This is a genomic window from Halioxenophilus aromaticivorans, assembly GCF_042850945.1.
Classification (GTDB): Bacteria; Pseudomonadota; Gammaproteobacteria; order Pseudomonadales; family Cellvibrionaceae; genus Halioxenophilus; species Halioxenophilus aromaticivorans.
The window spans coordinates 21,805-37,741 of sequence record NZ_AP031496.1 but is presented as its reverse complement, the minus strand read 5'-3'; the positions used below and the strand labels follow the sequence as shown (position 1 = coordinate 37,741).

17 protein-coding genes are annotated in these 15,937 nt (G+C 51.2%); 13 read left to right on the top strand and 4 right to left on the bottom strand.

Annotation, left to right across the window (positions count from 1 at the left end; translation table 11 throughout):
- Positions 1-71: 71 nt before the first annotated feature.
- The 4 genes from prlC to nadS all read left to right on the top strand — a co-directional run bounded on the left by prlC (position 72) and on the right by nadS (position 3,379).
- The gene (gene prlC, locus ACGHM3_RS00180) at positions 72-2,156 is read left to right on the top strand and encodes an oligopeptidase A (RefSeq protein ID WP_345427166.1); all 2,085 of its coding nucleotides are present in this window, start codon (positions 72-74) and stop codon (positions 2,154-2,156) included.
- A 17-nt stretch (positions 2,157-2,173) separates the two neighbouring features.
- A complete protein-coding gene (locus tag ACGHM3_RS00175) occupies positions 2,174-2,434 on the top strand; it encodes a YheV family putative zinc ribbon protein (protein WP_345427164.1) in 261 nt (86 codons plus the stop codon).
- Positions 2,435-2,874: 440 nt separating this feature from the next.
- Positions 2,875-3,090 (top strand): type II toxin-antitoxin system RelE/ParE family toxin, encoded by a 216-nt coding sequence (locus tag ACGHM3_RS00170; RefSeq protein ID WP_345427162.1) that lies wholly within the window; start codon positions 2,875-2,877, stop codon positions 3,088-3,090.
- A gap of 1 nt (position 3,091) precedes the next feature.
- Positions 3,092-3,379, top strand: coding sequence for a NadS family protein (nadS, locus tag ACGHM3_RS00165; RefSeq protein WP_345427160.1), 288 nt, complete (start codon positions 3,092-3,094; stop codon positions 3,377-3,379).
- A gap of 19 nt (positions 3,380-3,398) precedes the next feature.
- On the opposite strand, the gene ACGHM3_RS00160 is transcribed toward nadS, so the two are convergent.
- Positions 3,399-4,085 (bottom strand): hypothetical protein, encoded by a 687-nt coding sequence (locus tag ACGHM3_RS00160; RefSeq protein WP_345427158.1) that lies wholly within the window; start codon positions 4,083-4,085, stop codon positions 3,399-3,401.
- Between the two features lie 139 nt (positions 4,086-4,224).
- A complete protein-coding gene (locus tag ACGHM3_RS00155; RefSeq protein ID WP_345427155.1) occupies positions 4,225-5,553 on the bottom strand; it encodes an MATE family efflux transporter in 1,329 nt (442 codons plus the stop codon).
- Between the two features lie 523 nt (positions 5,554-6,076).
- Here ACGHM3_RS00155 and coxB point away from each other — a divergent pair.
- From coxB to ACGHM3_RS00135, 4 genes are all read left to right on the top strand, one after another.
- A complete protein-coding gene (gene coxB / locus ACGHM3_RS00150) occupies positions 6,077-7,234 on the top strand; it encodes a cytochrome c oxidase subunit II (protein ID WP_345427153.1) in 1,158 nt (385 codons plus the stop codon).
- A 40-nt stretch (positions 7,235-7,274) separates the two neighbouring features.
- Positions 7,275-8,825, top strand: a complete 1,551-nt coding sequence (gene ctaD / locus ACGHM3_RS00145; RefSeq protein ID WP_345427151.1) for a cytochrome c oxidase subunit I — start codon at positions 7,275-7,277, stop codon at positions 8,823-8,825.
- Positions 8,826-8,837: 12 nt separating this feature from the next.
- Entirely contained in the window at positions 8,838-9,416 is a 579-nt protein-coding gene (locus ACGHM3_RS00140) for a cytochrome c oxidase assembly protein (RefSeq protein ID WP_345427150.1), read from the top strand.
- Positions 9,417-9,517: 101 nt separating this feature from the next.
- Positions 9,518-10,438, top strand: coding sequence for a cytochrome c oxidase subunit 3 (locus ACGHM3_RS00135; RefSeq protein ID WP_345427149.1), 921 nt, complete (start codon positions 9,518-9,520; stop codon positions 10,436-10,438).
- 16 nt (positions 10,439-10,454) lie between these two features.
- Here ACGHM3_RS00135 and ACGHM3_RS00130 read toward each other — a convergent pair whose 3' ends face one another.
- Positions 10,455-10,706: a DUF2909 domain-containing protein gene (locus ACGHM3_RS00130; RefSeq protein ID WP_345427148.1), complete on the bottom strand. Its 252-nt coding sequence runs from the start codon at positions 10,704-10,706 to the stop codon at positions 10,455-10,457.
- An 87-nt stretch (positions 10,707-10,793) separates the two neighbouring features.
- Here ACGHM3_RS00130 and ACGHM3_RS00125 point away from each other — a divergent pair, with 87 nt between their 5' ends.
- The 5 genes from ACGHM3_RS00125 (at position 10,794) to ACGHM3_RS00105 (ending at position 14,916) form a co-directional block, all read left to right on the top strand.
- Positions 10,794-11,522: an SURF1 family protein gene (locus tag ACGHM3_RS00125; RefSeq protein ID WP_345427147.1), complete on the top strand. Its 729-nt coding sequence runs from the start codon at positions 10,794-10,796 to the stop codon at positions 11,520-11,522.
- A gap of 63 nt (positions 11,523-11,585) precedes the next feature.
- Positions 11,586-12,203: a hypothetical protein gene (locus ACGHM3_RS00120; RefSeq protein WP_345427145.1), complete on the top strand. Its 618-nt coding sequence runs from the start codon at positions 11,586-11,588 to the stop codon at positions 12,201-12,203.
- A gap of 4 nt (positions 12,204-12,207) precedes the next feature.
- On the top strand, positions 12,208-13,317 hold the full coding sequence (locus tag ACGHM3_RS00115) for a COX15/CtaA family protein (protein WP_345427143.1): 1,110 nt from the start codon (positions 12,208-12,210) through the stop codon (positions 13,315-13,317).
- The gene (gene cyoE, locus ACGHM3_RS00110) at positions 13,286-14,206 is read left to right on the top strand and encodes a heme o synthase (RefSeq protein WP_390518282.1); all 921 of its coding nucleotides are present in this window, start codon (positions 13,286-13,288) and stop codon (positions 14,204-14,206) included. The genes ACGHM3_RS00115 and cyoE overlap by 32 nt, the downstream gene beginning before the upstream one ends.
- 17 nt (positions 14,207-14,223) lie before the next feature.
- The gene (locus ACGHM3_RS00105) at positions 14,224-14,916 is read left to right on the top strand and encodes an SCO family protein (RefSeq protein WP_345427138.1); all 693 of its coding nucleotides are present in this window, start codon (positions 14,224-14,226) and stop codon (positions 14,914-14,916) included.
- Positions 14,917-14,954: 38 nt separating this feature from the next.
- Here the strand turns inward: ACGHM3_RS00105 and ACGHM3_RS00100 are convergent, their stop codons facing one another.
- Entirely contained in the window at positions 14,955-15,920 is a 966-nt protein-coding gene (locus ACGHM3_RS00100; protein ID WP_345427136.1) for a lysophospholipid acyltransferase family protein, read from the bottom strand.
- Between the last annotated feature and the right edge of the window lie 17 nt (positions 15,921-15,937).

The window sequence follows — 15,937 nt, the reverse complement described above, 5'->3', positions numbered from 1 at the left end:
CTACCCCCATCTAAACTTATCAGCTAACGTTTGTATTTTGCAGTAGGCAACGCTACCAAGTCGGAGACACAATGAGCAAGCCCCCATCGCACAATCCCCTGGTTGAACCACACACCTTACCGCCCTTTGCCGAGATCCAACCCGAGCACGTGGTGCCGGCGGTGGAGTACTTTATAGAGCGCAACACAGCGCTGGTGGAAGACATTGTCACCAATGCCAAAAGCGCCCCCAGCTGGGACAACTTTGTTTACCCCATGGAAGATTGCGACGATGACCTCAGCCAAGCGTGGTCGCCGGTGGGCCACCTCAATGGGGTACTCAACAGCGAGGCCCTGCGCGAGGCTTATAATGAAGCCCTGTTGAAGATTACCGAGTTTGCCACCGCCATGGGCCAACACCAGGGCATGTACGAGGGCTACAACACCCTTCGCAACAGCGCCCAGTTTGAACAGCTGAGCCAGGCCCAGCAAAAAACCATCGACAACGCCCTGCGCGACTTTACCCTCTCGGGCATTGGTTTGCCCAAAGAGAAACAACAGCAATTTGCGGCCAACAGTAAACGTTTATCGGAGTTATCCAGTAAATTTTCCAACAATGTGCTGGATGCCACCCACGCCTGGTACCAACACATCACCGATGAAAGCGAACTAAGCGGCCTGCCAGCCTCCGCCCTGGCCGTGGCCAAGCAGGCGGCGGCCAGTAAATCCCTTGAGGGCTGGGTGATCACTTTGGATATCCCTGCCTACTTGGCGGTGATGACCCACGCCGATAACCGCGCACTGCGCGAGGCCATGTATCGCGCCTACACCACCCGCGCCAGTGACCAGGGCACCAAGGCCGATGGCAGCAGCGCCGCCGAATGGGATAACAGCGAACTGATCTCCGAAACCCTGGCTCTGCGCCAGCAACAGGCCGAGCTGCTGGGCTTTGCCAACTACGCCGAGCTCTCCCTGGCGCGCAAGATGGCGCAAACACCAGAGCAAGTTGAAGAATTTTTACTCAACCTAGCCGACCAGTCCAAAGCCATGGCCGAGCAAGAGCTGGCCGAGCTGCGCACCTTTGCTCAGCAAGATGGCCTGGATGAGTTACAAGCCTGGGATGTGAGCTACTACTCCGAGAAGTTAAAAGAACAGCAGCACGCCATTTCCCAGGAAGCGGTGCGCCCCTACTTTCCAGCGGAGAAAGTCATTTCTGGGCTATTTAGCGTCGCATCACGGCTATTTGGGCTCACAATTAAGCAAGATAGCGACATTACCACTTGGCACCCAGACGCCCGCTACTACCGTGTAGAGCGCGACGGCGTGGAGATTGCGGGCTTTTACTTGGACATCTACGCCCGCGAGCACAAGCGTGGCGGCGCCTGGATGGACGTCTGTCGCACCCGCCGTAAAACCGCCCAAGGCCTGCAACTGCCGGTGGCCTACCTCACCTGTAACTTTAACCCGCCTAGTGAGTCCATCCCGGCGCTGTTAACCCACAACGAGGTCACCACGCTGTTCCACGAATTTGGCCACGGTTTGCACCACATGCTCACCCAGGTGGACGTGGCAGCGGTGAGTGGTACTTCTGGCGTGGAATGGGACGCAGTTGAGCTGCCCAGCCAGTTTTTGGAAAACTGGTGCTGGCACCCCGAGGTATTGGGTTTGCTGTCCGGTCACTATGAAACCGGCGAGCCGCTGCCTGAGGACCTGCTCAACAAAATGCTGGCGGCCAAGAACTTCCAATCCGGCATGATGATGATGCGCCAAATTGAGTTTGCGCTGTTCGATTTGCGCCTGCACTGGCACTATCCCAGCCTAAACCCGGTGGATGTGGCCGGCGTTATAAACGACGTTCGCCAGCGCGTGGCGGTGTTTCAACCACCGGCCTTCAACCGCTTTGAAAACAGCTTTAACCACATATTTGCCGGTGGTTATGCGGCGGGTTATTACAGTTATAAATGGGCTGAAGTGCTCTCTGCCGACGCTTTTAGCGTATTTGAAGAAAACGGCATCTTTGACGCTGACAGCGGCCAGCGCTTTTTGACCGAAATTCTGCAAAAAGGCGGCAGCCGAGACGCCAATAGCCTGTTTGTTGCCTTCCGTGGCCGAGAACCGGAAAATGACGCCCTTTTGCGCCACAGCGGCATTGATGTGAGCCAACCCAAACCAGCGTAAGTGAGCAGTTACTAACTATGAGTGATACGCCCAGCCAACCCGTAAAGCGATTTATAGCCGGGGCCGTGTGCCCCCGCTGCAGTGCTCAGGACAAGATCATGGCCTACCGCGACGACGTGCATAACTACCGCGAATGCGTGGCCTGTGGCTTTCACGACAAGCTGCACATACAGCCGCAATTTAGAGAGTTGGAAACTCGGGTGAATACACCGAAGGAAGTAAAACAAGAGGAAACCCAGGTGCTGAATTTTCCTCCGTTGGACAAAAGCGAAGACTAGGGAATATTTGACTGCTGTAATCCATTGAATTGCAGAGATGCAGACGGTTGTGGAACTTCCCGAATTTCGGGAAAAAGCCTCTCTGCACCTCAAGGACGACGAAAAGTTGAGCATCATCAACTAACTAGGGCCTGCTAACACCAATTCGGAGCCTCTGTTGAGTCAGGAAATAGCCCAGTCTAGGCGCGAGCCGCGAAGTTTGGTGGGCCCAAATAAGCGGTGAGCAACAACGAGTGGGCTTTTTCCTGGCTCAACCCGAAGGGCTGGGCGCCCCCGACCCGCTTCCCGCTCAACGTTGTTGCCAATCGCTCATGTAGGCCCACTACATATCACTCATGGCGCCTAGTTGCGCGGGAAGCTGCCCGGGGCGCGTAGCCTCCAGCAGTGGTGCCAAATTAGTGTAAGCAGGCCCTAGGTTCAATCCCACTGCTGGTAGCATCATGCAGGGCACAGGGGGAATAAGGAAGCTGCGCTGGTCCGCCCACGGCAAAGGGAAAAGTGGTGGTATGCGAGTGATCTATTATTACCACAACCGTGGCGTGCCTTTGTTTCTGCTCACGATGTTTGGCAAGGGAGACAAAGCCAATCTCAGTAAGGCTGAGCGAAACGAATTGGCAAAACTCACTCACTTACTCTGCAATAGTTATGGCAACTGAGATGAAAAGCACATTCGACAGTATCAAACAGGGCCTATCTGAAGCGCTCGAGTTCTCAGGCGGCAAGACTCAAAAAGCCATTGTTCACGAATTTAGCTCAGTGGATGTGAAAGCACTGCGCGCCAAGCTCGCCATGTCTCAAAATGAATTTGCCTCAGCCTTTGGCATTAGCGTTAGCACATTGTGTCACTGGGAGCGTGGAGATCGCACACCACAAGGCCCTGCACTCGTATTGCTGAATGTTGTAGCCAAAGAGCCGGAATTGGTTATGCGAGCTCTCGCTTCCTAGGCCTCCCAAGCTTCGCCCACTAGAACTGAAACCGAATCCCCACCATAAGCTCTTCTCCCAGGGTCGGCCAATCTTTGGCGGCATCGGCCACCGCTTGCAGCGGTTTGGCGTGCAAATTAGCGGTAACTGCGCGCTCTTGAGCGGCTTGGGATTCGATGGCGAAATGCACTGCCAAATCTAAGTCGTTGGCAAATTCGTCGCCAATTAGGCCGTGCACAATAACGTTGGCAAAAGAGTTATCCACAGGCAAGCCCGGCCCGCCCAAGTAATGCAGACAGCGGTCGTTTAGCTCTTCTAACAAACGGTGGGCCATAAAGGCCTCGTCCATTAAATGGCCAAAACCCACTTCTAATTCCAGTTCCGCCGGCGGCGCTAGAACAAAATCGGTGGCGAGGTTGAGGAAAAGATCGGTGTAGGGACTTAGGTTGGCCTGCTCGGCCACACGGTGGAAGTGCTCTAGGCAATCGGGCAGCGCATCAATGTAGGCCACCACAAATTTGGACAGCGCATCAAACTCTTGGCCTCGGGGTAAGGCCACCAGGTGGTGCACCTGTACGGCTTTTTCCAACATCCAATAGTTGAAGTCTCGGTCACCGTCGGTGCGCGCTTTCTCTTGCGCAATAACGCTGCGGATTTGCGATATTTTTTCCGGAATCATAGGCTTAACATCACCGGATACAACTAAGTTCTTCTGTGGAATAGCCATCACCCACCCACGCGATAAAGTAAGAGCACTGCCAATTGGCACCTAAACCAGTATAGACGGCCAGGGCGAACTTGCAGAAAATCGGGTGACGGCATAACCTATTCAGACCATTTATAAACTAAATGTGCCGTAATGGCCGCTACTTGCGGAGAATATTGCCCTTCTTTACCTGCCACGTGAAATAAGACGCCAAAAAAACACCCCGGCTGGCGTTAAATGCCACAAAAGCCAACCATAGTCCGGTGTTCTGCCAACTGGCCAACGCAATCCACATCGGGAAGAAAACACCTAGGGCAGACATCAACATGGTGATCTGCATGGCATCCGCCCTGCCCCAACCCAGATAGACGCCATCCAAATGATAGGCCGCCGCCGCCGCCAGAGGAAACGCCACCAACCAGGGATAATATTGCTCCGCAGTTGCAGCTACCTCGGCAATGTTGGTAAACCACGATAGCGTTTGGCTGCCCAATAACCACAACAAAGCACTGATCATCAACGCTGTGATCGCAGACCATATCGCCGTGTACTTTACCGCCTTCATAAATAACGGCCGATTATCCGCGCCGGTGGCTCGCCCTACCAGCGCCTCAGCCGCGTGGGCGTAGCCATCCAACCCATAGGAGACCATTCCCACCAGTTGCAGCAAGATGGCATTGGCAGCCACCACATTGACGCCCAATCGGTTGCCTTGAACAGTAAAAAACAACGTGACCGACAAAAGCGCCGCGGTGCGTACAAATAAATGGCCATTGATGGCTAACAACTCTTTAATTTGCCGCCAACGACCAAGCTTTTTGCCACCGGGTACCACGGCAAAAATGCCCCAACGGCCGACGATAATCAAACCCACACCCGCGCTCAGATACTCCGCTGCAACACTGGCCCAGGCGGCGCCGTCGCTACCCCAGCCTAGCCACCACACCAAAATCACATCAAATACTATGTTGGCGCAGTTGAGTACCAGCATCAGTGCCAACGGCAAACGTGTGTTTTGGCGGCCAACAAACCAGCCTACCAAAACATAATTAAATAGCGTTGCCGGTCCCGCTAGCATTCGAATCTGGCAATAGCTCAACGCCAAGTCGCGCACCGGCGCTGGCTCGGCCATTACCGCCAGCAAACTCGGCAGCAGCCACCACTGCAACGCATACAGCAGCAAACTGAGCACCAAGGCAATTTCCACACTGCGCCAAAAAATTTGTCGCACTCGGGGAGTATCTTGGGCGCCCACCGCCCGCGCCACCAAGCTGGTGGTGCCCATGCGTAAAAAACCAAAACTCCAAAATACAAAAGTAACCAGAGCGGCACCCAGTGCCACCGCAGCAAGGTAATCGGCCTGGGGTAAATGGCCCAGAATAGCGGTGTCAACCAAACCCAACATGGGTGTTGACAAATTGCTAACAATCATTGGCCAAGCCAACTGCCAAACGTAACGATGGTTTACATCCCAGGTTTTCACGGGCATGTCTTTCCTTAAATTAAGTACTCTTGTCTCAAACTGAATCACTATAACAGCATTTATTTTAATAGCGATTACAGATAAAAATTAGGTGCCCCCCTGGATTTGCTTGTGTAAAAAGCTGATGAGCAGAAAACCTGTAATGCCGTTTAAAAATAAATTATTTGACTTTGGTCTAGTGCTGTGGCTTCTTTAACGCTCTTGGGGAATTTTAAAGCTAAAAAAAAACGATGTCCCTAAAAATGCGTCAAGCAATCGATCTGTAAAAGTGTTCGCTACAGAGCTTCGTGTTCTGCCCATAGCAAACAAAAGATAATAATAAGATTTTTTATAATTTATAATTGAAATAACGAATGCGCCACAATCGACATAAATATCGATAAAACTAGGGCTGATGTTCCTGTTTGTATCTGGGCTTGCTGCTTTTACTCATCTACATTGTTAACACTAAGTCTCAAGCTTACTTGTCTGCCCTTTAGATCACCGGCTGTAGTAAAAAAATAATAAGTACGCGACGGAGACTTGAGCAATGCTCGCTAACGTTAAACAATCCATTAAAACCTTTTTTATCGCCGCACCCGCCTGCCTGTTATCCTATTCCACCCTGGCACAAGAAACTGTCACCGACCGCTGGGGCGTTAATATGCCTGTCGGCGTTACTCCAGTAAGCCGAGAAATTCATGGCCTGCACATGGATATCTTCTGGTGGTGTGTGGGCATTGGCGTGGTGGTGTTCGGTGTTATGTTCTACACCATGATCGCCCACCGTAAATCACGCGGTGCCAAGGCATCTAATTTCCATGAAAGTACCGCACTGGAAATTCTATGGACGATAATCCCGTTTGCCATTTTGATTGTAATGGCGGTTCCGGCCACCAGTAGTCTTATTAAAATCTACGATACCGAAGAAGCCGACGTCGACATCGTGATCACTGGCTACCAGTGGAAATGGAAATACGAATATCTTGGCAAAGACGTCAGCTTCTTTTCCAATCTGTCTACCCCCAATGCCGAAATCTACAACCAGGCTGAGAAGAATCCCAACTACCTGCTGGAAGTTGATGAGCCGTTAGTGATCCCTACCCACAAAAAGGTACGCTTTTTAATCACTGCCAACGATGTTATCCACGCTTGGTGGGTGCCTGATCTAGCGGTGAAGAAAGACGCCATACCCGGTTTTATTAACGAAAGTTGGACCTACGTTGAAGAGCCCGGTATCTACCGCGGCCAGTGTGCGGAGCTGTGCGGCAAAGACCACGGCTTTATGCCCGTTGTGGTAGTGGCTATGGCCGAGAACGACTACAACCAATGGCTGGGCGAACGCCAAGCCATGGCCGCCAAAATGAAAGAACTCACCGAGAAAAACTTCAGCTTTGATGAGCTAATGGAGCTGGGCCAAACCGTCTACAACACCAACTGTGCGGCTTGCCATCAGCCCAATGGCCAAGGTGTTCCTCCAACCTTCCCCGCCATTGCCGGCAGCGCAGTGGCCACCGGTGCCATAGCCGGGCATATGGATATGGTAGTGCACGGCAGTAAAAAGAACCCCGCCATGCAGGCCTTTGGCGAACAGTTATCCGAGGCTCAACTGGCCGCGGTAATTACCTATCAGCGCAATTCTTTTGGTAACAATATGGGCGACAGTTTACAACCCATTGATGTATTAAAGTACAAAGAGTCCAACTAACTTTTAACCCGCATTTCAATAAAAATAAGGGAGAAACAGCATGGCGCACGGTCCCGCACCTGGCATAGGCCGCTGGTTGTTCACCACAAACCATAAAGACATTGGCACCCTGTATTTATGGTTTAGCTTTTTAATGTTTTTTATCGGCGGTATCTTTGCGCTGGTGATCCGCGCAGAATTATTTGAGCCAGGCTTACAAATTGTGGAGCCGGAGTTCTTTAATCAAATGACCACTATGCACGGATTAATTATGGTGTTTGGTGCAGTGATGCCAGCCTTTGTGGGGCTGGCTAACTGGATGATTCCCATCATGATTGGTGCGCCAGATATGGCTCTACCACGCATGAATAACTGGTCGTTTTGGATTTTACCTTTTGCTTTTAGCATTTTGCTTTCGACGTTATTTATGGAGGGCGGCGCACCTAACTTTGGTTGGACTTTTTACGCCCCGCTATCCACCACCTACGCCCCGCCCAGCGTTACCTACTTTATTTTTGCCGTGCACATTATGGGGGCCAGCTCCATTATGGGGGCTATCAATATCATCGCCACCATATTAAATATGCGAGCACCAGGCATGACCATGATGAAAATGCCGCTGTTCGTATGGACGTGGCTCATTACCGCCTACCTATTAATTGCCGTAATGCCGGTACTGGCCGGTGTGGTTACCATGATGCTGATGGACATTCACTTTGGCACCAGCTTCTTTGACGCCGCCGGTGGTGGTGACCCAGTACTGTTCCAGCACGTGTTCTGGTTCTTTGGCCACCCCGAAGTGTACATTATGATTTTACCTGCCTTCGGTATTGTCAGTGCCATCATCCCCACCTTTGCACGTAAGCCATTGTTCGGTTATTCCTCCATGGTGTACGCCACCGCATCCATCGCTTTTTTAAGCTTTATTGTGTGGGCCCACCATATGTTTACCGTGGGTATACCACTGGCCGGCGAACTCTTCTTTATGTACGCCACCATGCTGATTGCTGTACCTACCGGGGTTAAGGTGTTCAACTGGGTAACCACCATGTTTAAGGGTTCGCTCAGTTTTGAAACCCCCATGCTGTTCTCGGTGGCATTCGTTATTTTATTTACCATCGGTGGTTTATCCGGCCTGATGCTGGCCATTGCGCCGGCAGATTTCCAATACCATGACACCTACTTTGTGGTGGCGCACTTCCACTATGTACTGGTGCCAGGTGCGATCTTCTCTATCACCGCCGGCGTCTACTATTGGTTGCCAAAATGGTGCGGCAAAATGTACAACGAACGCATGGGTAAAACCCACTTCTGGATGGCATTTGCCGGCCTGAATCTAACCTTCTTCCCAATGCACTTTGTTGGCTTGGCCGGCATGCCCCGTCGCATCCCAGATTACTCGTTGCAATTCGCCGATTTCAACATGATCGCCAGTTGCGGCGCCTTTCTGTTTGGCGCGGCCCAGGTACTGTTTTTGTTTAACGTGATTCGCACCATCAAAAGCAGTAAGAAGGCCACCGACGAGGTATGGGAAAACCCAGAAGGATTGGAATGGACACTGGCTTCACCGGCGCCGTACCACAGCTTTAGTACGCCACCGGAAATTCGCTAGTAGGCCCTGCACATGAGCGCGAACAGCCAACCCAAGAGTATCGTAAAACTGGTGGCCAGCTTGTTGGCCACCGGGGTTGGCATGTTTGCCTTTGCTGTGTTTGTGATGCCGCCTATTTACGATGTGTTTTGTGATATCACCGGCCTTAACGGTAAAACCGAAGGCCGCTACAGCGCTACCGAGGCTACGCCGGTGGATGAGAAGCGCACGGTGAAGGTTCAATTTATTGCCAAGAATAACGAAACCATGCCCTGGCAATTTCAGCCTGTGACCAGCGAGATTCGAGTCCACCCGGGGGAGCCCACCTTGGTTAGTTATTACGCTAAAAACCCAACCCAGGCCGATATGGTTGGCCAGGCCATACCCAGCTTGGTGCCCTTTGCAGCCACCCGTTACTTTCACAAAACCGAATGCTTTTGCTTTAACAGCCAACCCCTAGCCGCCGGCGAAGAAGCCGAGCTGGTGTTGCAGTTTATTGTTGACCCAGAGCTGCCAGAGCACATTAACACGCTCACCCTGGCGTACACCGTTTTTGATATCACCGGCACTGCCGAACCACGGCTAGAGGTTTCCACCAGCGCCGGCCAGTAAGACCAACCGAGTTGTAAACAATAACGATAAAAGGCTTGTTGATCAGCCTGCTGTTTTGATCTTTTGAGTGATTAGCCAAGCCACCAACAATGGATCCGATTATGTCGACACCCAACAGTTACTACGTCCCGGAACAAAGCAAACTGCCCATATTTGCTTCCATTGGCTTAGCCACAACGGTGTACGGGCTGGCCAGTATCCTTACCGGCAAAGAATCTGGCAGCACCATCATGTTTGCCGGGTTTTTGGTATTTGCGTTCGTGCTCTATCGCTGGTTTAACATCGTTATCAGCGAGAACATGCAGGGCTTGAACAGCGACCAACTGAAACGCTCTTACGTGTGGGGCATGGGCTGGTTTATATTTAGTGAGGTTATGTTCTTTGCCGCCTTTTTTGGTGCCCTATTTTATGTGCGCCATTTTGCGTTGCCGTGGCTGGGCGGTGAAGGCAGCCACGACTTGGCCACCACTAACAGTATTTTATGGCCCGGCTTTGAAGCTACCTGGCCGTTAATGACCACCCCGGATCAAGTGGTTAATGGCGACAGTGCAACCATGCAGGGCCCTGCTCACAGTATGAGCATTAACGATGCTGGCTCCATCTGGACATGGCTACCCTTTTGGAACACCGTTATTTTATTGACCTCCAGCGTTACCGTGCACTTTGCTCACACGGGCTTAAAAAACGATAACCGCCAACAATTTAAAATGTGGCTTGGCGGCACTGTTGCCCTGGGCGTATTGTTTTTGATTCTACAGGTCTACGAGTACTATGAAGCCTACCATCACCTAGGGCTGACACTGAACTCTGGTATCTACGGTACTACCTTTTTTATGCTTACCGGGTTCCACGGCGCACACGTAACCCTGGGCACATTTATGCTAGCGGTGATGCTGGTGCGCGCCGTTAAAGGCCACTTTAAACACGACGATTGTTTCGGTTTTGAATCGGCCAGCTGGTACTGGCACTTTGTGGACGTGGTTTGGTTGGGCTTGTTTATCTTTGTTTATATCTTAGGTTAGCCGTTTAACATTTGGGTTAATCGGCCTCGGGTTGGGGCCCGGCATTGGCCGGGCCTTTATCCCAGGGTGCTTTGCTACCTAGCTGGCCGGTGGCCAAGCCATAAAAGATGCACAGTAACAAAAGCCCGGCTAGAGAAATACGAATGCCCAGAGCATAGAGCACCCGTTTTCTAGGCTCTTGTTGATCTTTCAACAAATACACTAGGGCACGGCTTAGGCTAAATACCACAAGCAAGAACAACACAACGATAATGGTTTTGAGTAACATTTTTCACGCTCGCTGGCGTTAATAATTAGGAATGTCGCTTAATCACTTTGCAGTCTGACTTTTAAGCAGTAATGGTCAAGGTAACGTATGCAATTAACAGCAGCAATAAAAAAACTACAATGGCATCCGAATAAACCACTGCTGTGCTTTTTCTTGTTCTTTTTTTGCCTGTTAACCATCCTAGGTTGTTGGCAGTTATCCCGTGCTGAACAAAAACACCAATGGCTAATCCAGCGAGACCAGTCCCCAACTCCCCTGGCCAATTTTATTAACGATCTCAGTTATTTTTCCGGTGAGGAATTTACTGCTATTTCTCTACGCGGTCGAATTGATAAGGACAAGGCTTGGCTTTTGCAAAATCAGCGGGTCAATCACCAACTCGGCTACGATTTATTAGTGCCTTTCCTACCGGAACTCGGCCCATCTATTTTAATTAACTTGGGTTGGCAAGCCACCACCGACCTGCCCGGTTGGCTAAATAATTCTGGCCAAACAATTGTTATCCAAGGTAAGGTAAGAAAACCCATGGACTTACCGTTTGTGAGCAATGTGTTTAAACCCGGTGGTGATTCTGTCGTAGAGATTACACCTGATGGTTTTCCATATAATAATTTAGAAAAACGCTGGTATTTACAGATCAGCTCGGAGCACCCGCTGGCACAAATAACGCACTGGCAGGGCAAAACCATTAGCCCTGCAAAACATACGGCCTACGCCGTGCAGTGGTTTTCTATGGCCGCAGTTTTAAGCCTTGCATTTCTATTAGCCAGCACCAATGTTTTGCAAATTTGGAGGCAACACCAAAACCCCACCTAACAGCTAGATTGCTTTGTAAGCTCACCGAACCAATAAATATAACAACCAAAGGTATGCACTACTATGACAGCTGAAAATGCCATTCCTGAACCAAGGCAATCGCTTTGGCCGGGTAAACTCACCTTCGTATTATTGTGTTTAACCGTAGCCATGCCCATGGTAACAGCCTACTGGGTTTACAATAATGCTTCGGCCATTCCAGACGGTACCGTCAATAAAGGTTTATTGATTGTTCCGGCAACACAATTAAAAGACCTATCCGTGAGCGATAGTGAGCAACTGCCCAGCCAGTGGCTCAACAGTCGCAAATGGCGAATGGTCACTGTGATTAACGGCCAGTGCGATTCTCGCTGCATGCAAAACCTATACGTCAGCCACCAGGTTCACGTACGCCTAGCCAAGGACGCGGAGCGCATTCGACGGTTTTTATTGGTGGTCAGTGACAACCCCAATATCAAGGCACTACCCGAAATCGCCTTAAACGATTCCGGCTTGCAGATTATTACCATCCGCACACAACCATGGCAAAACGCCTTTGCCGACACTTCTCTGATCAATGCGTTTAACTCTTTAATGCTGGTAGACCAAGAAGGTTTTGCCATGATGTCCTATTCCGACGTTAACACCGGCTCGGATGTGCTAGACGATTTAAAACGCCTGCTTAAGTATTCTTACGAGTAGCGCTATGGACAATACCATTATAAAAACAGCGTTACGCTTGACCACCATTGCCTTTTTACTGGCCTGCTTGGTAGTGAGCCTGGGAGCCTTTACCCGTTTGGTACACGCAGGCCTAGGCTGCCCGGATTGGCCAGGTTGTTACGGCCACCTCACATGGCCAACCACCAGCGCCGAGATTGCCGCCGCAGAAAAGGTCTTCCCCGAAGCCCCCGTAGAAACCGACAAAACCTGGCCAGAAATGGTACACCGCTACTGTGCCGGCAGCCTGGGTTTACTGATGCTGGCCGTTACTTGCGTACTGTTCAAAAGCCAACATCAAAAAAATGAAAGCGGCCACAAGCCACCGCTAAAGCACGCGTTTTTATTGCTAGCCATTATATTTTTGCAAGCGGCCTTTGGCATGTGGACGGTGACCTTAAAACTGTGGCCCCAAGTGGTAACGGCGCACTTACTGGGTGGCTTTACCACACTGACATTGATTTGGCTGTTGCGATTGCGTTTAAAGCGATTTTTGCAAGTACAAGCAGCGCCATTAAACCCGGCCGCAAATATTGGCTCCGTTAAAACACTGTTGTCTGCGTTAATTGTGTTAGTTGCGCTGCAAATTTCCCTGGGCGGTTGGACCAGCGCTAACTATGCCGCCATGGCCTGCCCCGATTTACCGACCTGCCATGGCCAGTGGTTACCGGAGGCCGATTTTAAAAACGGATTTAATTTTGCGCAGTCCATTGGCCCCAATTACCTCGGTGGCCAACTGGATGGCCCAGCACGCACAGCCATTCACATCAGCCATCGGTTGGGCGCGATAGTCGTGACCTTAGTGACGCTATTAGCGTTATTTAGGCTGGCCCGGTTACCGGGCACCCAGGTGTATATCACCACCATTACCGGGCTGCTTATTACTCAGCTGTGTCTGGGCCTAGCTAACGTGCTGTTTGCATTGCCACTGGCTATTGCCGTGGCTCACAACGGTGTCGGCGCGCTTTTTTTACTGGCCGTGGTTACCACACGCTATCAATTGCAGCTGTTGCCCACTGCACAATCACAATTACAACCATCCAAGGTTCACTCTGGAGGCCTGCATCATGAGCCAGCAAATCACTCCGCTGTATAAAACACAACCGAACGCCAATTGGCGCTGCTATTGGGAGCTGTGTAAACCCAACGTCGTTATGGTGATGCTGGTAACTGTTGTTATCGGCATGCTACTGGCGGACGCGCAATTGCCTAGCTTTGGGCTGTTGCTGGCAGCAAACCTTGGCATTGGCCTGTGCGCCGCCTCCGCCGCCGTTATCAACCATGTGGTAGATCGGCACATCGACCAAAAAATGCGTCGCACTCTGTCCCGGCCGGTGGCCACCGGTAAGGTTGAGCCGGCCAAAGCACTGATGTTTTCTGCCGCCATTGGTACCCTGGGGATGTTGGTGTTGATGGTGTGGGTTAACTCACTCACCGCTTGGTTAACCCTCGCCTCGTTAATAGGCTACGCCCTGATTTACACCGTATTCCTGAAACGAGCCACACCACAGAATATTGTCATTGGCGGTATTGCCGGCGCCGCGCCGCCCCTACTGGGCTGGGTGGCTGTCACCGGTAACGTAGAGGGCCCGGCGCTGCTGTTGATGCTGATTATCTTTGCTTGGACGCCTCCCCATTTTTGGGCCTTAGCCGTGCACCGCAAAGACGACTACGCCAGCGCCGGCGTGCCTATGCTGCCGGTCACCCACGGTGTACGCTACACCAAGATACATATTGTGCTTTACACCCTAATTCTATTTGCCGTGTCGTTGCTGCCTTTCGCCACCGGCATGCTAAGCTGGTTATATCTGTTGGGTGCGGTTTGTTTGGGTATTGGTTTTATGGTGTACAGCATTTTGATGCTGCGCGCGCCCGGCAAAGAACACGCCATGGCCACCTTCAGCTATTCTATAATTTACTTGCTGGCGCTGTTTGGAGCGATGTTACTCGACCATTACCTATTACCTAAACCAGCTTTATTTTAATTATTGTTGTGAATGCTATGGATACTGTTGCTGTACCACAGAAAAACACTCGCGGTATTTGGTTTACCGTTTGTGGCGCGCTGCTGTTTATTGCTCTGGTGCTTTTGCTGTTTGCCAATAAATTTTTTGCACCTAGCCGTGCCACACCGCAGCAGCTCACCAGCGATACGTTAAAAGTGCTGCAAATACCCCGGCCATTGGCCCTGGGCGAATTAATCGATCAAAACGGCGAAGCCATCAGCGCCGCTTATTTTACTGGCCGCTGGAATTTAATTTTTTTCGGTTTCACCCATTGCCCGGATATCTGCCCGACTACGTTATTTGAACTCAACAAAGCCATTAAGCAGCTGCCACCCATGCAGGCCGATAAAATTCAGGTAACCTTAATTTCAGTCGACCCCGCCCGGGATACCAGTGAACAATTACAACAATATGTGCACGGCTTTAACGCCAAGTTCGATGGCATAACCGGGGAGTTTTTATCATTAAAAAAATTAGCCAATAGCGTGAGTGTGCCGTTTTTTAAAGTACCTGTGGATCACAACCACGGTAAACACGCGGAGCATATGGGTATGGCCAACTACCAAGTGGACCACGGCTCTCAGGTGGTGGTGATAAACCCCAATGGTGAATACCACGCCTTTTTTAATGCCCCCGTTAAAGGCATTGAGGTCGCTCGGCAGATACCAGGGCTGATGGCGGCGTTTTAGTTTTAGTAAACCTGGACATTGTCACCAATCAGTGAGCGTTATTTAAATCGATAGGGCCGAGGTTCACCCTCTGGCTGGCGCCGGTAGCGTTTGTATTGCCACTGGTATTGTGAGGGTTGAGGATCAATGCATTGCTGTACCGATTTATTCAAACCTAGCAATGCTATATCGGGTTGCTCCGAATAAATATCCGGGTGGGGTTTTTGACACACAATTTTAAAACCGCCGGGCACCCGCAGCGCAAATACCATCACAATATTGGCCTGGGTCTTTTTATGCAGCTGGCGAATCAGCGTCATGGTTAGCGCCGGCTTGCCATAGAAATCGGCATACTCTCCGGCACCTTCGGTGGGCACCTGATCCGGCAACAGGCCCACGGCTTCACCACCGCGCAGGGCTTTCATCAACATCATTACGCCGGAACGGTCTGCCGGGGCTACTTTGATATTGCGCAAGCGCGCGGTGCGAATTAAATCGTCTAGGGCCGGTAATTGCGCCGGTTGATACATTACGGTGATATCCCGGCAGGCTTGGCCAAGATAGCCGCTGAGCACTTCCCAATTACCCACGTGGGGCGACAGCACCATAACACCTTTGCCCATATCGTTACTGTGCAGCAATTCCGGGTTTTCTTCCGCCACAATATGGTTTTGTAACCAACCCTCACCACGGGCCCAAACCGCCGCCATTTCAAACCCAGTTTTTCCGCTTTCTTGTAAAGAGGTGAGCACTAATCGCTCTCGCTGGGAATCCGGCAGCACTGGGTAGGCGTAGGTGAGGTTTTCTCGGCTCACTTTGGCCGCCTGGGCGTTAAAGCGCCACAACAACCAACCCAAACACAAGCCCTTAAAGCGCAATACCGCCAAAGGCAGAATGGACATAGCGCGCAAAACCGCCACCAGCAATGTGCCCTTGATATCCGCACCCTGTGCCCTAACACGACGCTTAGCTTGGGTAGACGGCTTAGGGTTTTGGCCAATGTTTGAGTTGCGTTGGTCTGCCATGATTGTGAGAAACGTTC